The sequence below is a fragment of the Oryzophilus luti genome (genome assembly GCF_059726245.1).
On the sequence record NZ_AP040874.1, the window covers coordinates 1,545,554 to 1,565,311 of the forward strand.

At 62.8% G+C, this 19,758-nt stretch carries 17 protein-coding genes; 3 read left to right on the top strand and 14 right to left on the bottom strand.

Translation table 11 applies throughout. The annotated features are described in order from the left end of the window. Window positions 1-23: 23 nt before the first annotated feature. The 14 genes from AC6IZO_RS06645 to AC6IZO_RS06710 all read right to left on the bottom strand — a co-directional run bounded on the left by AC6IZO_RS06645 (window position 24) and on the right by AC6IZO_RS06710 (window position 16,617). Window positions 24-872, bottom strand: coding sequence for a response regulator (locus tag AC6IZO_RS06645; RefSeq protein WP_497809233.1), 849 nt, complete (start codon window positions 870-872; stop codon window positions 24-26). After that, the gene (locus tag AC6IZO_RS06650) at window positions 869-1,642 is read right to left on the bottom strand and encodes a DUF4388 domain-containing protein (RefSeq protein ID WP_497809234.1); all 774 of its coding nucleotides are present in this window, start codon (window positions 1,640-1,642) and stop codon (window positions 869-871) included. The genes AC6IZO_RS06645 and AC6IZO_RS06650 overlap by 4 nt, the downstream gene beginning before the upstream one ends. Continuing rightward, window positions 1,639-2,088, bottom strand: coding sequence for a chemotaxis protein CheW (locus AC6IZO_RS06655; RefSeq protein ID WP_497809236.1), 450 nt, complete (start codon window positions 2,086-2,088; stop codon window positions 1,639-1,641). Before AC6IZO_RS06655 ends, AC6IZO_RS06650 begins: the two co-directional genes overlap by 4 nt. Before the next feature lie 5 nt (window positions 2,089-2,093). Continuing rightward, a complete protein-coding gene (locus AC6IZO_RS06660) occupies window positions 2,094-2,522 on the bottom strand; it encodes a chemotaxis protein CheW (RefSeq protein WP_497809238.1) in 429 nt (142 codons plus the stop codon). After that, entirely contained in the window at window positions 2,519-3,655 is a 1,137-nt protein-coding gene (locus AC6IZO_RS06665; protein WP_497809240.1) for a protein-glutamate methylesterase/protein-glutamine glutaminase, read from the bottom strand. The genes AC6IZO_RS06660 and AC6IZO_RS06665 overlap by 4 nt, the downstream gene beginning before the upstream one ends. A gap of 6 nt (window positions 3,656-3,661) precedes the next feature. Further along, on the bottom strand, window positions 3,662-7,669 hold the full coding sequence (locus AC6IZO_RS06670; protein ID WP_497809242.1) for a hybrid sensor histidine kinase/response regulator: 4,008 nt from the start codon (window positions 7,667-7,669) through the stop codon (window positions 3,662-3,664). Then, complete coding sequence (locus tag AC6IZO_RS06675; protein ID WP_497809244.1) at window positions 7,666-8,538, bottom strand: CheR family methyltransferase; 873 nt, start codon at window positions 8,536-8,538, stop codon at window positions 7,666-7,668. Before AC6IZO_RS06675 ends, AC6IZO_RS06670 begins: the two co-directional genes overlap by 4 nt. 28 nt (window positions 8,539-8,566) lie before the next feature. Then, entirely contained in the window at window positions 8,567-9,982 is a 1,416-nt protein-coding gene (locus AC6IZO_RS06680; protein ID WP_497809246.1) for a methyl-accepting chemotaxis protein, read from the bottom strand. Window positions 9,983-10,063: 81 nt separating this feature from the next. Continuing rightward, window positions 10,064-10,591, bottom strand: coding sequence for a chemotaxis protein CheW (locus AC6IZO_RS06685; protein ID WP_497809248.1), 528 nt, complete (start codon window positions 10,589-10,591; stop codon window positions 10,064-10,066). 3 nt (window positions 10,592-10,594) lie between these two features. After that, on the bottom strand, window positions 10,595-10,960 hold the full coding sequence (locus tag AC6IZO_RS06690) for a response regulator (protein WP_497809250.1): 366 nt from the start codon (window positions 10,958-10,960) through the stop codon (window positions 10,595-10,597). Window positions 10,961-10,999: 39 nt separating this feature from the next. Beyond that, on the bottom strand, window positions 11,000-11,677 hold the full coding sequence (locus AC6IZO_RS06695; RefSeq protein WP_497809252.1) for a hypothetical protein: 678 nt from the start codon (window positions 11,675-11,677) through the stop codon (window positions 11,000-11,002). Between the two features lie 202 nt (window positions 11,678-11,879). Then, entirely contained in the window at window positions 11,880-13,304 is a 1,425-nt protein-coding gene (locus AC6IZO_RS06700) for a sigma-54-dependent transcriptional regulator (protein WP_497809254.1), read from the bottom strand. Continuing rightward, window positions 13,301-13,702, bottom strand: coding sequence for a response regulator (locus AC6IZO_RS06705; protein WP_497809256.1), 402 nt, complete (start codon window positions 13,700-13,702; stop codon window positions 13,301-13,303). The genes AC6IZO_RS06700 and AC6IZO_RS06705 overlap by 4 nt, the downstream gene beginning before the upstream one ends. After that, on the bottom strand, window positions 13,699-16,617 hold the full coding sequence (locus AC6IZO_RS06710) for a PAS domain S-box protein (protein WP_497809258.1): 2,919 nt from the start codon (window positions 16,615-16,617) through the stop codon (window positions 13,699-13,701). The genes AC6IZO_RS06705 and AC6IZO_RS06710 overlap by 4 nt, the downstream gene beginning before the upstream one ends. A gap of 242 nt (window positions 16,618-16,859) precedes the next feature. Between AC6IZO_RS06710 and AC6IZO_RS06715 the strand changes: the two genes are divergently transcribed. The 3 genes from AC6IZO_RS06715 to AC6IZO_RS06725 are packed head-to-tail and all read left to right on the top strand — an operon-like array spanning window position 16,860 to window position 19,755. Continuing rightward, window positions 16,860-17,267 carry an energy transducer TonB gene (locus tag AC6IZO_RS06715; RefSeq protein WP_497809260.1) on the top strand — a complete coding sequence of 136 codons (408 nt, stop codon included), beginning with the start codon at window positions 16,860-16,862 and terminating at the stop codon, window positions 17,265-17,267. Between the two features lie 26 nt (window positions 17,268-17,293). Beyond that, window positions 17,294-19,270 (top strand): methyl-accepting chemotaxis protein, encoded by a 1,977-nt coding sequence (locus AC6IZO_RS06720; RefSeq protein ID WP_497809262.1) that lies wholly within the window; start codon window positions 17,294-17,296, stop codon window positions 19,268-19,270. 11 nt (window positions 19,271-19,281) lie between these two features. Then, on the top strand, window positions 19,282-19,755 hold the full coding sequence (locus AC6IZO_RS06725; RefSeq protein WP_497809264.1) for a chemotaxis protein CheW: 474 nt from the start codon (window positions 19,282-19,284) through the stop codon (window positions 19,753-19,755). Window positions 19,756-19,758 lie beyond the last annotated feature (3 nt).

Genomic DNA, 19,758 nt, shown 5'->3' on the forward strand with positions numbered 1-19,758 from the left:
CTGCATTAGGAATTTCGATTCAGTCAATCGGCGTCCTGCAGGGTCTTCACGTGCTCTTCCAACGCGCGCGAATACTCGCGCTCGGCGGCAAGCTCGGCTTCCAGCTTCTTGATGACGCTCTGCAGCCGCGCCACTTCCACCTTCAGCGCCAGCTCGGAGCCCGAGTGTGCGCCCGGTGGCGGAGGTACCTTGCTCACGCTCGGCGCCGCAGGCGCGGGTGCAACCGGCGCAGCAGCCGCCGGCATGGGCGGGGCCACACGCGGAGGCGGCGCAACCGGAGGCACCATGGCCGCCGGCGGCACGGCGCGCGGCGTCACAGGCCGAGGAACCGGGATCGGGCCCAGCGGACGCGGTGCAGCCGGACGTTGCGGCATCGGGCCGCTGAAAATGCTGCTCAGCGTGGCACCAGCCGTCGCAGGTGTTGCCGGTGGCGGAGGAACCGCCGGAGCAGGAACCGGAGCGCCGCCCGCAGCAGCGGCAACGGGCGCTTCCTTGCGCGGCGCAATCAGGTGACGCACGCGTGTAATCAGATCCTGCGGCTGGAACGGCTTGCGGATCAGCTCATCGGCGCGCACCGCAAAGGCCTTCTCGGCCACCGTCTTGTTCACCACGCCGGACATGAGGATGACCGGCGTCGTGCTCAGGCGCGGATGCTGCTTGATGTACTGGCAGACCTCGTAGCCGTCGCGGCCGGGCATGATCACGTCGCTGATCACCACGTCGGGCTTGCCCGCCGACTCGATCTGCTGCAGCGCGCTGTCCGCGTCGTGGCAGGTCACCACCTCGATGTTCTCGCGGCGGAACGCGATCTTGATCACCTCGCGCATGGTCGCGCTGTCGTCGATGAAGTAGACAACCGGCTGTGCGCTCATTTGTAACCTCCATCGTTGGCGGCGCGCTCTTCGTCAATTTCGCGCAGCGCCTCCAGCATCAACTCGGTCACCGACCGCAGCACGGTCCGCGTGCTGGCCGCCGGGCCGGGCACAAACTTGTACACCCCGTGGTCCAGGGCGTTGCAGCTCTTAATAATGTGCAGCACCGCCTCGTCGCCGATGCTGTCGCCGGTCTCGGCGTGCAGCACTCCGCCGCGCTCGAAGCAGATGATGCCGTCCATGTTTTCGGCGTTGACGTGCAGCGTGCCCGTCTTGCGCGAATGGCACAACATCTGGATGACGCCCGGAAGGTCGAGGTGCGAAAGGCTGCCTTCGAGAGCTGTCTCCTCGCTGTCCAGCATGTCCGTCGGCTGGAAGCCGTCTTCGCGGCTGCGCAGGAAGACGCGCACGTGTGCCGCAACGTTCTCCGGCCCCAGGCGCTTGTCCACGTAGTCGTCGCAACCGGCGCGGAAGGCCTCCATCAGCGCCTGCTCGCCGCCCTCGCCCATGGCAAGGATCGGCAGCCCGGACATCTCGGCGTCCGCGTGGATGATCTTCGGCAGGTCGAAGGCGCTCAGCTCCCGCAGATTGGTCGCGCACAGAATCACCGCCGGAGTGTTCCACTCCAGCATGGTCAGCGCGTACGAGGCCTGCGTGGCCTGCATCACCTCAAAGCCTTCTTTGCGCAACGCATCTCCCAGCCGCTTGGAGAAGAACACGTTGCTGTCGATGACCAGGATCTTTGTCAGCATCGCCGGACTTGTGCTCATCGACCGTTCTCCGTTCCCCGCCCCGGCCTGCCGGCCGTGCAGTAGGCAATCAACTCATCCAGGTTCAACACCGGAATCGTCTCGCCGCCGACGCTGAGCGTTCCCACGGCAAAGACGTCCTTGCTTGGCCCCATGCTGGCAGAATCCACAAGCATGCACTCGCCCGTCACGGGCATCGCCAGCGGCTCGCGCACGCCACGCACCCGGCACTCGGCAATCAGGTAAAACCGCCTCGGTGCGCTCGACGTTGCGCCCAGCGCGGAGGCGATGTCGCAGACGGCGTACACCCGGTTGCGCCGCACCAGCACGCCCTCAATCGCGGGCGTGGTGTGCGGAAACGTGCGCGGAGGCTTCGTCTGGATCGCCAACTCCGTCACCTGCGCCGCAGGCACCGCGTAACGGCGCCCGCCCATGGGGAACACGATGTACTTGACCAGCTCCGCCATGCTCACTACGCTCCCGCAGACACCGCTTTCGGCGCGAATGCAAACCCAATCCCGTTCACCAGCGGCACCACATCTTCTCCAATCACCAGCAGCCCGCTATACCACTGGCGCTCTTTCCCGCTGAAGGCCGCCGGCAGCGGATGCACGCGGTGCACCGTCGCCATCTCATCCACCTCGCCCACCGCCAGCGCCACGTCCACGCCCCGCAGCAACAACAGGTGCTGCTCGTGTCCGGTCTGGCAGCCGAGTTCCTCAGCCAGATGCAGCGTCACCACGCCCAGCTCGCCGCGCGCCTTCTGCAGAGCAATCCAGCGCGCGTCGTACTCGCGGATCTCATGCACGTCCTGCGCGCTGATGGCGAATTTCTGCTCTCCCAGCCGGAACAGGATGACCCGCTCTCCGCCATGCACCGCGGACTGGCTGAAGCTCTTCACAGCACTCCCACTTGGCGCGCGCCACGCAGCCACAGAATGCGCTTGTTGACCGCATTGAACACCGACTCGATGCCCGCGATCTGATCGACGCAGCCGGAGCGGATCGTCTCGCCCGGCATGCCGAAGATCACGGCCGTCGCTTCGTTCTGCGCAATCACGTATCCGCCACGCTCTTTCACCGCCTGCGAGCCTCGCGTGCCATCGTTGCCCATGCCGGTCAGTACCACGGAAATCGCGCTCGAACCCGCCCATGCGGCAACCGTTTCCAGCGTCACGTCCGCACATGGCTTGTAGCCGTTGATGCGCGGGCCGTCATCGAGCACCACGCGTCCCGTGTTGGAAACCCGCAGGTGATAGGCACCCGGGCACACATAGACCGTGCACGGCTGCAGAATCTCGCCCGGCTCGGCTTCCTTCACACGGATCTGCGAAACCTCCGCCAGTTGCTGGCTGAACTGCGTGGTGAACGCTCCCGGCATGTGTTGCACCAGCAGCACCGCCGCCGGAAACTCCGCCGGAAACTCCGGCAGCAACTGCATCAGCGTCTGCGGCCCGCCCGTGGAGGCGGCCAGCACCACCACCGGCAGTTTGAACTCCGACAGCGCCATCTCCTCGGAGACAGCGCGCATGTCAATCTCAGGCAGCGGAGGCGCGGGTTCAAAGGTCTTTGCGCCGCTCTCGCTCACGCCCGTGGCGCGTGCCCGCGTGGCATTGCGCACCACGCGAACCTTGCTTGCCATGCGAATTTTGCGCAGCAGCTCGTCGCGCACACTCACCATGTCCAGGTCCACGCCGCTGGTCGGCTTGCTGACCCAGTCGATTGCGCCGAGTTCCAGCGCGCGCAGCGTCGGGCCCGCGCCGTCGCGCGTCTCCGAGCTGACCACCACGATCGGGCGCGGCTGCGTCGACATAATGACCTCGGTCGCCTCCAGCCCGTCCATGTGTGGCATGTTCACGTCCATGGTGATTACGTCTGGCTTCAGCAACTCGGCCTTGGCCACGCAGTCGCGGCCGTCGCGCGCCTCGCCCACCACTTCCATCTGCGGGTCGGCGGACAGGATGCTTTGCAGCACCTTGCGCATAAAGGCTGAATCATCTGCAATCAGCACACGGATTTTGTCGTTTATCGCCATAGAGCCCTAGTGTGTCGTCACCACGCCAGGCGCGCCGATCAACTGCGCCACCTGCGCCACGAACTGTTCTTCCTGCACCGGTTTCACCATGAAGGCCGCCGCGCCTTCCTTCATCGCGCGGTCGCGGTGCTTGGCACCGGCGCGTGAGGTCACCACCATCACCGGCACATGTCTGGTCTCGGGGTTCTGGCGCAAGTGCAGCATCAATTCGTAGCCGTTGGTCCGCGGCATCTCGAGATCGGTGATCACCAGGTCGCACTCGAACTGCGTTGCCATTTCCAGCGCCTCGAGTCCGTCGGCCGCCAGCTTCACGCGGTATCCAGCCTTCTCCAGCATGCGTCCCACGAACTTGCGAACGCTGATCGAGTCATCGGCCAGCACCACAACCTTTTCCTTCTCCACCTGGTCGATGGCCGCCGCCGGAATCGCTCCGGTGGCCACCGCCGTTGCGCCCGGCGCAAACAGCCGCGCCGCCGCCGTGTTCACAATCGAGGCCAGCGGACGCCGCTCGATGGCTTCGCCCACAATCAGCCGGTTGATGTCCACCAGCAGGATCAGGCTGCCGTCCGGCGCAATCGTCGCGCCCGGGAACATCTTGACGTTGCGCAGGTACTCGCCCATGTTCTTGATGACGATTTCGTCCTTGCGCAGAACTTCCTCGACGACGATGCCCACCTGCCGTCCGGAGACGTTGACGATGACCAGCCGGTACCAGCCGCCCACAGCCTGAATCGGCGGCAGTCCAAGCTGCGCGTCCAGCCGTATGACCTCGGTCGTCACGTCGCGGACCTTCGTCATCAGCTTGCCGCCCACCTCGTCAATGTCCGACTCGCGGATGCGGCGGATCTCCTCGACAAAGCCCAGCGGGAAGGCGAACGTGTGATCTCCCGAGCGCACAAACAGCGCCTGCGAGATGATCAGCGTTAGCGGCACCTTCAGCGTGAAGCGCGAGCCGATGCCCTTCTGCGTTTCGACCTCAATCTCGCCATTCAGCGCATTCAGGTTCGAGCGCACCACGTCGAGTCCAACGCCGCGGCCCGCCAGTTCCGTCTTGCGCGAGGCCGTGGAGAAGCCCGGCTGGAATAGCAGGTCAATCAGCTCACGCTGGCCCACGCGCTCCGCCTGCTCGTGCGAGAGCAGCCCGTTCTCCTGCGCGATGGCGCGCACACGGTCGAAATCGACACCGCGTCCGTCGTCTTCCACTTCCACGTAAATGTGATTGCCGCGATGGTAGGCACGCACCGCCACGTTGCCCACGTCGCTCTTGCCCGCCTCGTAGCGCTCTTCGGCGCGTTCGATGCCGTGCGCCACCGCGTTGCGCACCAGGTGCAGCAGCGGGTCGCTGATCTGCTGAATAATGTTGTTGTCCAGTTCCGTGTCGGCCCCGGCCAGAGTCAGTTCCACCTGCTTGCCGGTCGCCTTGCCCGCGTCGCGCGCCGTGCGTGAAATGCGCGTATACAGATTGCCGATGGGCACCATGCGCGCCTGCGTGATCTCATCCTGCAGGCGGTGCGCCAGCTTGGTGAACTCGTCGATGTCGCCGTCCACGCGGCGCACAAAACCGTCAAGCTGCGTCAGCACTTCTGTGATGTCGGCGGAAATTTCCGTCAGCGAGCGAGACAGGATGCCGAAGTCGTCATAGCGGTCCATCTCCAGCTCGCTGAACTCGGCCAGCGACGGATCGATGGCGCGCGCGTAGCTGGAATATCCGCCCTTGAACGGAAAGTCCCCCGAAGCGATGGCGTGGAAGTTCGGCGCTTCCATCTGCGGCGTGGCGTTGATGCGGCTGTACTCGTACTTCTCCTGAAACTCGCTGACCTTGTCGCTCATGCGGCCCTTGCTGAAGTTCAGCACGTCGGCCAGCCGCTCAAGTTCGGTCAGGCGTCCCAGCATGCGCGTGCGGTTGATGACCAGCTCGCCGACCACGTTCATCATGCGGTCCAGCCGCTGCAGGGCAATACGCACGCTCTTGGACTGCGCGACGCTGACCGGCTCCTTGCGGACCAGCGCCACATCTTCTTCCGTCTCCGGCTTCAGCTCGGTGCCAAAGGCCGCCGCCACCGCCGCCAACGGAGTTGCCGCCACGGCAGGAACCTCAGGCTGAGCCGCAGCTACCGCAGGCTTAGGCGCAACGGGCATCGCAGGCGGAGCCACTGCAGGCTTGGCCACTTCGGACTTCGGTGCCGCAGGAATCGCGGCAGCGACCGCCGGTGCCTTTGCCGCAGGCGTGATAACCGGAGGCGCAATCGGTTCAGGCTCTTGTGCGGGCACAGTAACTGCCGCAACCGGTTCCGGCTCAAAGGCCGGCGGAGCCATCGGCTCGGGCAAATCCAACACGGGTTCCGCTAACGGCGCGGGAGCAGGCTTCGCGGCTTCCGGCACAGCGGGCAGCACGTTCTCCAGCGCCTGCTGCGTCTGCTCGTCCAACTCCAACTGCAGAATGTCTTCTTCGGCGGCGGCTGCGGCGGCCGCGCCCAGCACGGGCTGCGGCTCGTCGGCCGTTGCAGGCGCCTCGAACACTTCGGCGGGCACCTCGCCCATCGGAGCGCTCTCGATCTCTTCCGGCTCTTCCGGAGCCAACCGATCGATCTTCACCCAAAGCAGCTTGGCCGCCCGCTGGAAGCTCTCTTCGCTCTCCCACTGCCGGTAGACCAGCTTCTTCAGCACGTCCACCGTCTCCAGGCACAGGTCGATGATCTGGCTGTTGGGCTGCAATTCACCATCGCGCATCTTGCCGATCAGGTCTTCGGTCTTGTGCGCCACGTGCGAAATGCGCTGCATGCCTACCTGCGCGGCCGATCCCTTGATGGTGTGCATGGCGCGGAACAGCTTGTGAATCTCGTCCTGGCTCGGGCTGGCCTCAATCGCCAACAGGCACTCGGTGACGATCTGCAGGTGTTCTTCCACCTCGGGGATGAAGAACTCCATCACCTCTTCCGGCAGCTCGCCATCCGGCTCAACATCCGGCAGCCGCGCCGCCAGCTCATCCAGAGTCGGCTGTGGCTTTGGCGCAGACTTCACCGGCGCAGCGGGCTGAACAGCCGCAGCAACCGGCTCAGGCACCACTGAAGCAGCAACCTCAGACTCGACTGGCGAAGGCTCTTCAATCTCAAGCAGCGGCTCTTCCACCGGCGTTGGCAGAATTTCCGCGAGCGGCTCTAACTCTTCGGCTGCCACAGGAATCAGCGGCTCAATCTCAGCTTCGGCCTCGGGCGTGGTCAGCGGCCCAGCCGCACTGGCAACAACTTCCGGAACCAGCGGCTCCAGCACGTCCTCAATAATTGGCTCTGCCGGTTCTGCAATCTCTTCCACCGCCGGAGCCACCGGCGCAGGCGCTTCTTCCGCCATCGCAGGCTCAACCGGCTCGGGCACGACAGGTTCGGCTTCAATCGGCGCGGCGGACTCGAAGACAGGCTGCGCCGCTTCTTCCGCGGCTTCCTGCGGCAACACCGGCGCAGGTGCCGGTTGCTCAATGGCTGCGGGTTCCGGCGCGACCTCTGCGACCGCAAATTCCTCCGCCACCGGCGCTGCTTCTTCCGCAACAGGGGCCGCTTCCACAGGAGCCTCTTCGGCCTGCGGCGGCAGCATCACGTCCGGCACTTCCTCCACCGGCTGTGTCGGTGGCTGGAAGGCGAACGGGTAGCGCATCTTAAAGGCCGCAATGTCATCCTCGGCTTCCACCGAGTTCTGGCTGATGATGAGCAGGTCGCTCTCCAGCACCGCCACCGCTTCGTAGATGAACTCCACCAGCGGCGCGGTCGCGTCCGCCGAGATCGTCGCATTCATCGCGTACTGGAAGATGTGCGCCAGCTTGCTGGCAACTTCGCTGAACAGCTTGTAACCGTAAGTACCGGCCGTGCCGGCCAACCCGTGCGCAGAGATGTACAGCCGCTCGATATCTTCCTGCAGCGGATACGGGTCCTGCAGGATGCCCGAATACTCGCGCAGAAACTGCAGGTGCTCGCTGGCTTCCTGCAGGAACAGCTCGATCATCTCCTGGCCCGGGCCGCTCATCGCTGATCCTCTCCTCCGCCCGCAGCGCCACCGTTCAAGGGCTTCTGCAGCAGGCGAACGTCGCCGCACATCACCTGGTTGAACTTCACGGGCAGTCCGGCCACGCTCTCGGCATGGCCCAGGAACAGGTATCCGCCCGGCTCAAGATATTCGTAGAAGCGCTGCACCACTGCGGCACGCCGCTCGTCGGTGAAATAGATCAGCACGTTCATGCAGAAGATGACGTCGAAGCGGCCCATGTAGATGGGCTGTGCCAAGTTCAGAGGCGCAAAGTTGATCAGGCTGCGAACCTTCGGCTTCACTACCCACTCGTCGCCATCTTGCTGGAAGTAGCTTTCCAACTGCTGCGGCGTCACGTTCTCCACGGCGCGTCGGCGGTAGCGTCCGCGCTCGGCAAACTCCAGCGCCTGCCGGCTGATGTCGGTGGCCAGCACGCTGATGTTCCACGCCTCGGCGTAAGCCAGCGACTCGCACAGGCTGATGCCGATGCTGTAAGGCTCCTCGCCCGTGGCGCAGCCCGCGCTCCAGATGCGCAGCGTGCGCGGCGTCTGCCAGAACTTCTTCATGTGCTGCTCGGGCAGAACCTTCTGCTCAAAAGTTGTGAACAGCTCCGGATAGCGGAAGAAGCGCGTCTCCTGCGTCAACAGCTCCTGCAGCAGCGCCTCATACTCCACGTTTGAGGTGCGCAGCAGCCGCACCAGTTCCAGCCCATGGCTCAGCCTGCGGCTGGTCATGTAATCGCGCACGCGCGGCGCAAAAAACCTCTCGCGCGACTCATCAAAGTGCACGCCTGAGCGCTGCTCAATCAGCGTGCGAACCTCCGAGAGTTCGTGCTCGGTTACAACCGGGTTGTAGACTTCATCGGCCACTGCTTGCCTTCTCGTTTACTGCCGCGGCTTAGCGCGCTGCCTGTGCCGCTTCACGCGGCGCGTTCTGGATGCGGAACTGCGAGAGCGCGTCATTCAACTGTTCGCTCAGCTTCACCATCTCTTCCACCGTGCGGGCCGTCGCGCGCGTTCCCTGCGAGGTCTGCCGCGTAATGCCCGAGATGATCTGCATGGCGTTGGCCACGCCTTCGGTGCCGCGCACCTGCTGCTTCGAGGCCAGTGAAATCTCCTGCACCAGCTCCGCCGACTGCCGCACCACGCTCGAAATTGCTTCCAGCGCCTTGCCTGCCTGATCGGCCAGCTTGGCGCCCACTTCCACCTCGCGCGTGCCTTCTTCCATCACCACCACGGCTTCGTTCGTTTCCGCCTGGATGGCCTTGATCAACGCGGCAATGTCCTTGGTGGCCGTGCGCGAGTGCTCAGCCAGCTTGCGGATTTCGTCGGCGACCACGGCGAAGCCGCGGCCCGCCTCACCGGCGCGCGCAGCCTCGATGGCCGCGTTCAGCGCCAGCAGGTTCGTCTGCTCGGTAATGTCATTGATGACGTTGATAATCTCGCTGATTTCCAGCGAGCGGTCGCCCAGCGACTTGATCTTCTTGGCCGTTGCCTGCACCGAGGCGCGGATGCGCTGCATGCCTTCCAGCGTGTCGCGCACCGAGCGGTTGCCCTGCTCGGCGGCGTCCAGCGCGCGGCGCGCGGCTTCGGCGCTGGCTTCCGCGTTGTTCGACACCTGCTTCATCGAGACCGTCAACTGCTCCACGGCCGATGAGGTGTTCGTGATCTCCTGGTCCTGCTGCGTGGCGCCGCGCGACATCACGTCCGACGACGCCAGAATCTCGTTGGCGCTCGTCTGCACGTCCACGGCGGCCTTGCGCACGCGCTCCAGAACCTTGGTGAAGTTGTCGAGCATGTAGTTGACCGAGTCGACCACGTTGCCCAGCGCGTCGTTGGTCACCTTGCCGCGCAGCGTTAAGTCGCCGCGCGCCACCTGGCTCACAATCGTCAGGAAGTCCGTGACCGAGCGCTGCAACTGGTCCTGCAGCTCCTGGTTGCTCTGCGCCGCCGCAGCCTTGCCGGCTGCACGGTTCAGGTTCTGCGCAATGTAGCCAAAGTCGTCGTCGCTCTCAACGTCAAGCTGCACGCGGAAATTGCCGTTGCCCAGCGCATCGCTGAATTCGGCCAGCTTTTCGACCGGCTGCACCAGCGTGGCCGAAAGCCGCGCCCAGATCAGCACGCCGCCCAGCAGCGCCAGCACCACCGCGCCCACCAGCATTCCCAGCCCCGTGCTGTTCAGCTTGGCAATATCGGCCAGCGACTTTGCCCCGCCCGAGGCGCCAGACTCAAACGCCAGCACCAGCACGGCAAACAGCACGACGAAGTTCACAACCACCAGCAATCCGATGGCTGAATTCAGACGACCTTTCATATCGGCCTCCACGCGGCCTACTGCGCCGCGCTTAAGAACTGCACACTCACCCGGCCCGTGGCCGGTTCGTAAAAATCCCCGTTAAATCGCCGGAACCGGAAAGTTCTCCAGAACCTTTTCCAGATCCAGCGCCAGCGCCAGGCGCGTCTCATGCCGCAACATGCCGCAGCAGTGCGGAACGTCCTTTGGCGCTTCGTCCACCAGCAACGGTTCGTTGGTGGTATAAGTCCCAATCACTTCATCGGCGGCAATGCCCAGCCGCAGGTCCGGATGCTCTCCGCCGCGCCGCAGGCACGCCACCACCACCTGTTTCGGCGGCAAATCCGCCCGCCGCACTTCCGTAAACGCAATGTCAATCAGCGGAACAATGGTTCCGCGCAGGTTGAAGATGCCCATCATGAACGCCGGCGACAGTGGCATCGACGTCACCTTCGGCCAGTCCACAACCTCGTCCACATCCAGCACTGCTAGGCAGAAGCGTTCGCGGCCCGCCCGGAAGACGCAGTACTGCTTCTCCGGCAGGCTGGAATCAATGACGATGTCCTCCACCTGCTCGTCGCTCTGCGGCACCATCGGCGTTTGCTGTGTCGTCTTCTGCGGCTCGTCCATGGTCTATCCGATCACTCTCTGCACTTCGCCCAACAGCGATTCGGAGTTGAACGGTTTCACCACGTAGCCGTCGGCTCCCTGCTGGCGTCCCCAGAACTTGTCGCTCTCGCCGCCCTTGCTGGTCACCATGATGACCGGAATGCCCTGATACTGCGGATTGCTCTTCAGCTCACGGCATGCCTGGAAACCGTTCCGGCCCGGCATCACCACATCCAGCAGAATCAAACTCGGGCGCTCGACGTCGATCGTCTGCTCAATGCGCAGCGGGTCGTTAATGGACACCGCCCAATACCCGGCTGCTTCCAGAAATGACTGCATCAGGCGGCTTTCCGCCTGCGAATCATCCACGATTAATACTTTTTTCAGCACCGCGCACCTTCCCTCGCAAATGCCTTACCTGACATCATCTTACAAACCCGAGGCCGCTTTGGGCCATGCCATCTCAGTTTGAGACTTCTTGCCCGCAAACTGCATCTCCTTATCCAGCGACGAAAAGCGCTGCAGGATCTCATGCATCCGCAACGCCATCGCGTGGATGGTCTCCAACTGTCCGCACACTTCTTCGCCCAGCCGCTGCGGGTCCATCAACAGCAGTTCACTGTTGCCCAGCACGCTGGTCAACGCATTGCTGAAGCCGTGACGCATCTCCAGCATATAGCGGCCCAGCGCCGCGTGCCGTGCCAATTCCTCAGCCAGTTCTTCCGCCGAGCGCGCCCGCTCCGTGGCATCCATCCGGCGCAGGGTCTCACTCACCAGCGCCACCACCGCTTCCTCCCAGCCTTCGGCGCGCCGCAGCACGCACAGCTTGGGAAACTTGTGGTGCAACGTCTCCGCATCTTCGCCCGTCTCAGCCAGACACAGCACCACCGGCACGCGGGCCATGAGTACCGGAACCAGCTCCAGCATCTTCGCCAGCTCCACGCCACCCACCACCGAGACTTCCGCCGCAGGCCCGTCGGCCTCCGCCAACAGGTTGCTGCCCACTATGGTCAGGGGAGCCGCCATGCGCTCCGCGCCCCACCGGGCCATCAGCGCGCGAGGAAACTCCGCATCATCGGCGACGATCAAAACCGTTGGCTGATTCACCGCATACTCTCCGAGGTTCGGCGACGCTAGAAGCACCGCCCTCTGCCGTCAGCAGAGACAAAGAACCTTGGAATTATTATGCAAACCTCAGGCCAAATTCGGGGGAGCGTAAGTAGCTGATTTATTTGAGATTCTTCCCGCAAAGAACGAGTCTCAACCGTCTCACTTGTGAGACAAACCACCGGCAGCCGCTCAATACCACCTACATCTGCCTGCTGAGCGCACCATGCGACATCGGCTGTTCCGCCAGTTTGACTATGTTGTACCGTTTCAACTTGCGATACAAGGTCGCGCGTGAAATCCCCAGTAACTTTTGTGCCAAGACCTTGTCACCGCCAACCTGGTCGAAGACCCGCTGAATCGTGCGCCGCTCAATCTCTTCCAAATCGGTTGAGCCCGGCAGCGGTATCTGTTGAGGCTGCTCGACTTCCGCGCGCGGCGGCGCCAGCACTTGCTTGGCGCGCAGCACCTGCGGCAGATCCTCCAACCCCATCAGCGGGCCGTTGCGGAAGGTAACGGCGTGCTCCACGGCGTTCTTCAACTCGCGCACGTTGCCCGGCCAGTCGTAGTTCATCATCGCCGTCAGCGCCTGCGTGCTGAAGCGCAGCGGCTCGTCGGAGAGCCGGTCGAGGAACCACTGCACCAGCAGTGGAATGTCCGATTTGCGCTCGCGCAGCGCCGGCAGATGTACCGGAATAACGTTCAAGCGAAAGAAGAGGTCTTTACGGAAAGTGCTTTCCTTATAAGCCTTTTCCAGATCACGATTCGTGGCGGCCACCACCCGCACGTTGACCTTCACAGAGCGGTTGCTGCCCAGCGGACGAACCTCTTTTTCTTCCAGCACGCGCAGCAGCTTGGCTTGCAGGTCAAGCGGCAGTTCGCCAATCTCGTCAAGGAACAGCGTGCCGCCGTCAGCCTCCTGAATCAGCCCTCTTCTCGACTTGGCCGCGCCGGTGAAGGCCCCCTTCTCGTAGCCGAACAGCTCGCTCTCGATCAGGGTCGGAGCCAGCGAGCCGCAATCGACGGCCACAAACTGCCCGCCCTGCGATTCGGCGCGAAAATGTATGGCACGCGCCACCAGTTCCTTGCCCGTTCCGCTCTCGCCGGTGATGAGCACCGGCACGCGCGTGTCTTTCAGGCGCGAAACCATGCGCAGCACGTCCTGAATCTTGCGGTGGGCACCTACAATCCCGGCAAAGTGCGTCTCGGTCTCCACCTTGGCACGCAGGTATTCGTTCTCCAGCACCAGCCGAACCTTGTCGGCCATGCGCTGCAGGGTCAGCTTGAGTTCCTCCACACGGAAGGGCTTGGTGATGTAGTCGTAGGCGCCTAGCTTCATGGCCTGCACGGCGCTCTCGATGGAGCCATAGCCGGTCATGATGGCCACTTCCGTGCGCGGCAACTGCTGCTTCAGGCGTGCCAGAAACTCCAGTCCTGTCATCTGCGCCATGCGAAGATCCACCAGCACAATGTCCGGCAGAAAGCTGTCGAGCATCTCCAGCGCCTTCTCGGCGCTTTCCACCTCGTTGCAGGCAAAGCCGAGGCTGGCGCCAATGGTCACACAGAGTCGCCGTATGCTCTGCTGGTCATCCACCACGAGAAAGCGGATTTTGGCCTCGGTGCTCATACCTCAACACCTTCAAGCAATTTCTGCACGGCGTTGATGAAGTCGATGATACGAAAGGGCTTTTCAACAAACGGCGCGCCGGTGCGGGCCAGCGTCCGGGCGGTTTCGTCATTCACCGTATCGCCGGTGATGAACAGCAGGCGCGCGGCAAGTTCGGCGCGGTTCATCTTCAGCCACTGGTAAACGTCTGCCCCATCCACGCCGCCGGGCATGCGCATATCCGTGATGACGCCGCTGAACTCGCGCGGCTGCGCCAGCATCTCCAAGGCATGGACACCGTTGGAGGCACACTCCACCTGGTAGCCGTAGCGGCGCAAGGTAGTCACCACGAAGGCCATCACCGAAGGTTCGTCCTCAACCACAAGCAGAGGCGGCAGGTTCACCGCAGGCGTGCTCATTGGGTCCCTCCATGCGGTGCCGCCGCAGCCTGCAGCGGCAGGCGCACCACAAACAGCGCTCCGCCCTCCGGTGGATTGGCGGCCGTGATCTCCCCGCCGTGCTCATGCACGATGCCGTAGCAGATGCTCAGCCCGAGCCCTGTCCCCTTGCCAACTTCCTTGGTGGAGTAGAACGGATCGAAGATGCGATCAATCGCCGCGATACCCTTGCCGTTATCTTGGAAGCGCACCTCAGCCCAACCGTTCTCAAAGCGGCTTTGGATGCGGATGCTCCCCTGCCCGCCCGCTTCCCGCACGGCGTCAAAAGCATTGTTCAGGATGTTGAGGAACACCTGCTGAAGCTGGTGCGCATCGCCAACCAGTTCCGGGGCCGGCTCCTGATAATCGGCCGCCACTTCCACGCCGGAGTTGGTGAAGTCATAGGTTCGGAGCAAGACGGTGCGGCGCAGCAGGTCATTGACGTTGAGCGGCTCGCGCTGTGGAGGCGTCTGGCGGGCAAAGCTGAGCAGGTTCTGCACAATCTGCTTGGTGCGCTGCGCCTCCTGAATGATGATCTCCAGATCGGCGCGGCTCTCTTCGGTGATCTCCGTCCGCGAGGAGAGCAGGTCGGCAAAGCCAAGGATGGCCGTCAATGGGTTGTTGACCTCGTGAGCTACGCCGCTGACAAGCTGACCGACTGCCGCCATCTTCTCCGTCTGGAGCAACTGCGCCTTCAGCACGGCTTCCTGCGTAATGTCGCTCATCACGGCCACAATGGAGCTGACGTGGTTGCTGCCATCGCGCATCGGACTCAGGTTCACCGAGAAGCGGCCGGCCTCGCCCGTGCCAAGCTGAATGGGAAGCTCAAGGTTGTCGACCGGCTGGCCCACCAGCGTCCAGGCAAAGGCCTTGCGCAGCAGTTCACGCCTCTCCGGCACCACCAGGCTCATCAGCGGAGTTCCAACAAGTGTCTCCTCGGCCGGACGTCCCATTTCATAGCAGCGGCGGTTGGCATAGGAGATCAACCCGGCGGTATCCACCACCAGGATGAGACTCTGGGTGTTGTTGAGAATCTTGTCGTTAAAGTCGCGCTGGCGCTGGAGTTCGGACTGGAAGTTTTTCAGCTCCGTAATGTCGAGCAGCACGCCGCGGTACTGTGTGACCTTGCCCTGCGGATCGCGCAGCGCGAACGAATTCTCCAAGGCGTAGATGGTGGAGCCGTCCTTGCGCTTGAGCTTCTGCTCCCAGTTGCGAAGCACGCCTTTGCTTTCCAACTGCTGCTTGTTCTGCTCGCGAACCTCGGAGCGCGCATAGATGCCGGTCGGAATGTCAACAGCCAGCAGCTCCTCGCGCGAGTCATAGCCGAGCATGCGAACCATGGCCTCGTTGACCTCTACCAGCCTTCCATCGGGCGTGGAGAAGAACAGGCCTTCTTGAATGTTCTCGAAGATTTCGCGGTACCGTCGCTCGGCTTCCCGGCGATCCGTTATGTCCTTCAGAATGTGTATAGTCTGGTCGCCACCTTCAAGCAAACCATGAATCACCGAGGTGGAAACCAGATAGGTTCGGTCAAGCACCGGATGGACGAATTCATCATTCGAATCTGAGCCTGAACGGCAGAACGGGCAACTGTCGGGCGCTGAACCCTGCGTCATGGCAATGAGTGCGCGCATGGTCAGGCCAATCAGGTCCTTGGGGCTGACGCCAATGAACTCCGCAATGCTGCGATTGACGCGCAACACCCGGTGGTTCTGATCGTGAACGACGATCAGGTCGGTAATCGAGTCGAAAATCTCGGTCCACTGGCTGTTGGCCTGCGCGATGCGGGAAAAGAGCCGCGAATTATCCAGCGCGACGGAGGCGTGGGAAACAAGCGCCTGCAACGTGGCTCGCTCGTCGCCGGTCAGCGACTGTCCGCGGTTGGCAATGCACAGCAGGCCGATCAGGTCGCCACCGGTGCCGCGCAGACGCGCCACTATCAGGTCCTGCCAGCCAAGGGCATCGGCCAGGTATTCGCCCATCAGCTCGCGGGCGCTGCCCATGCGGATCAACTCCGCGCCGTGGAACGCCAGCTCGCCCAGCACGGCGTTGAGGCGGCGAATGTGGCTGGAGTCGCGCACCGCCGGCTCCATGAAGACTGCCTCCACCGAGGGGCCGTTGGCCAGGGCCACCACCACGGCTTCGCCCCCGAGCATGTCCGTGGCGCGGGTGCCGAGCACGCGCACAAGATCGGGCACTCGAAGGCTGGTGCCAATATCAAAAGCCAGGGCAATCAGGTTCTCCGCACGGCGGCGTTGCTCTTCGGCTGCCAGAAGACTCTGCCGCCCTTCGAGGACCCGTGCCATCTGCGCGGCCAGGGCGCCAGCCTTGCGCACGTCTTCCGTGCTGATCGCTTCCCCGCTCACCTTGTCGAGCACGCCCAGCATGCCAAGGTTGCGCCCGTCCGAGCGCTTCAGCGGTGCCAGCATTATCTGCTTGATGCGTAACTGCGTTCCCAGGCGCGTCTCGGCAACGAGGTTGGAGCCGTCTTCGGAATAGAAGATCTCCTCACGCTGCAACATGCGGTCGCGCATGTTGGCGGGAACTTCGAAGTAATCGAATTGATGGGCGTTGCGGTCTGGAAGGATGACCAACTGACTGCGGCCGTCCGATGGAAGAAGCGCAATGAACGCCCTCCGGAAGCCCAGGAAGCGCACGGCGCGTTCCACAAAGCCTTCCAGCAGAGTTTCCAGCTTGCCAGAGCCGCCAATCTCGTTGGCAACCTCCAGCAACTGCCGCAATTCGTGGGCGGAATCCAATCCCAGCAAATCCAGACTGGCAGCCGCTGAAAGTGAGGCGGCCGCGCCAAAGACGGGGTCGGAGATGGGCTTTTCCGTTGACATCGATGAGGCGGGAACCTTGAGCAGGCCATCGGCAATTGAGAACTGTCGTGCCATTCCGGCCTAACTCAATGTCAAATTAGGGCCAATCTCAACTTGAGTCAAATAAATTGTCGGGGATGGAGCCTTGTGTATCACTATCAGTCTCACCTTGAGACTGATAGCCGTCAACGGGTTACGCGTGAGACGCCCGAGATGACGAAAGGACAAGGACCTCCGCCACTGTAGCGCCTCGTACTTTCGCGGTAACTTAAACATTTAGTAGACCCTAACAATAAGAATTTAGAAATCCGCAGCGCATGGCCGTGTTGGAAGCCGCCGTGCATAAAAGACTGCGGATCAATGCAGGGAGGAGTACGGCTTCAATGAAGTTCAAGGGTACACGGGCAGCAGTCCTGGGAGCATTGGTCGGCTTGGGCGCTCTGGGATGCGTCCCGGCACAAGCACTCGACATGGTTGGTGATCGCGCGGTGGTTTCGCGCGTGCAGCCGGATTATCCGGAAATTGCAAAACGGGCGGGGATCGCGGGCGCGGTCAAGTTGGAAGTTGTGGTGACTGCGGGCGGACAGGTGCGCCAGGTGAAGACCTTGGGCGGCAATCCCCTGCTGGTTCAATCGGCGGAAAGCGCTGTACGGCGCTGGAAGTTCGCCTCGGCTCCACAGGAGTCGACCGTCGTGGTGGTGATTAATTTCGTAAAGCAGTCGTAAGCGCAGTTGGCGCTGGAGACAAGGGAATGACAATCCGCAAACGGCTTTATTACAGCTTTGGAAGCATCATCGCGTTGATGCTGGTCCTGTTCCTGGCCACGATGTTCACGATGTGGCGTGAGAGCAGTGCACGCAACGCCAGCAACAAGGCGATGGAATTGTCGCAGGCGACCGAGACGGTGCGGTATCAGATGATGCAGAACCGTCTGAGCCTGAGCAATTACCTTCTGAGCGGCAGCACCGATGAAGCGGCGCACCTGACCGACGGGATCCGTTCCCTGCAGTCGGCGCTGGCTGACGCCCAGAACAAGGCTCCCGAGGATTCCCCCCAGCGCAAGTCTTTGGCGCAGTTGGACCAGCAGGAACGCAAGTGGGTGACTGAGTTCGCCAACGTGATGATTGAGAAGCGCAAGCACGTTGATGCTGGCGACTCGACCGTGGCGGATCTGCAGATCACCTATCTCCAGTTGAACCCGGCCCAATGGATGAAGGACGCCAACCAGATGGTGGACCAGATTGAGGCCGAGACCCACAAGTCTGTAGATGACCGCAAGGCGAGCGCCAACGCGGTGGCCACCTGGAGCATCTTCATCAACATTGCGGCCTTGATCATCGGCCTGGTGGTGGGCGTTTACGTGGCCTACACCCGCGCCGAGCAGATCACCACGCCGCTGGAGCACCTGATCAACGTGGCTCGCGAGATTGGCGAGAGCGGCGACCTGAGCCAGGAAGTGGATGTGCAGCGCGACGACGAACTTGGCGTGCTGGCCGCGACCTTCCGCAATCTGGTGAACTACCTGAAAGAGATGGCCGCCGTCAGCGAGGCCATTGCCGAGGGCAACCTCAGCATGGAAGTGCAGCCGCGCTCCAGCAAGGACACGCTGGCCCACGCCTTTGCCAAGATGACTTTGGGCCTGCGGACTTTGACGCGCAACGTGCGCGACGCCGCCGCACAGGTGGCCGCCGGCAGCAACCAGGTGGCGGACGCCTCCGAAGAATCGGCCAAGATCAGTGTGCAGTCGGCCTCGGCCATCGACGAAGTGACCAGCACCATGCACGAGATGAGCGTGAACGTGCAGAACATGGTGAAGAACACGCAGATGCAGGCTTCCAGCGTGAGCCAGACCTCCGCCTCGATCGACGAGATGGTGGCCAGCATCCAGCGCGTGGCCGATACCGCCAAAGTGTTGCTCGATATCTCCAACCGGTCGCGCGAAGAGGTGCAGAGCGGCATTGGCACCATGACCAAGACCACCGATGGCTTGAACCGCATCAACTCCTCCATCGGCTCGGCTTCCACAATCATCTCGGAACTGGGACAGCGCGCCGACGACATCGGCAAGATCATCGAGGTCATCGACGACATCTCCGAGCAGACCAACCTGCTGGCACTGAACGCGGCCATTGAAGCAGCCCGCGCCGGCGAGCACGGACTGGGCTTCGCGGTGGTTGCCGACGAAGTGCGCAAGCTGGCGGAAAAGTCCGCCTCCTCCACCAAGGAAATCAGCGAGCTGATCCAGAGCATCCAGAAGGAAGCCCGCAAGGCCGTGGAGAACATGGAGCGCTCGACGGCGATCGTCGACGAAGGCCTGACGCTGGGCGGCGACCTGAGCACGGCGCTGCGCAAGATCAGCAACGTGGTCACCGAGGTTTACAAGTTCGCGCAGGAGATCGGCGCGGCCACCAACGAACAGTCGAATGGCAGCTCGCAGATCGCCAAGTCGACCACACGTCTGAACGAGATCACGCACGAGATCAACAGCAGCGTGGAAGAGCAGGCGGGCGGCGCACAGGCCGTGGTTCGCGCCATGGAGCGCATGCGCGAGATGGTGCAGTCGCAGACCTCAGGTTCGACGGAGCTGGCGGCCTCGGCCGAACAGATGTCGAAGATGGCGCGTTCGCTGCTGGAGTCCATTGACCGCTTCACGCTGGACGAGCAGCGCCACTATGAGGAAACGCGCAAGCTGAGCGGCAGCAAATTCGCGCTGAACTCGGCGAAGTAGGGGGAGCCGCCATGGCAAAGGATGTTCACGTAGTCGGGTTTCGCGTGGGTACCGAAAATTTCGGCGTGCCGATCAGTTCGGTGCACGAGATTGTGCGCACGATGGAAATCACGGCGGTCCCCGACTCGCCGGAGTACATCGAGGGCGTCATCAACCTGCGCGGCAAGATCATTCCGGTCATCGACCTGCGCAAGCGCTTTGGCGAGAGCCGGGTGGTGCCGCACAAGAAGAACCGCATTCTGGTGGCTGAGCTGGATGGACGGCTGGTGGGCCTGCTGGTGGATACCGCCAGCGAGGTTCTGAAGATTCCGCCCGACCAGATTGAGCCGCCACCGGACGTATTCCAGGAAGGCGAATTGAACTACGTGACCGGCGTAGGCAAGCTGAACGGCCGGCTGATCATCCTGATCGAATTGAGCAAGATCATGCAGAAGGGCGACTTGCGCCGTCTCGGAGAGATGGCGGACACGGCCGGAGCCGCATAAACA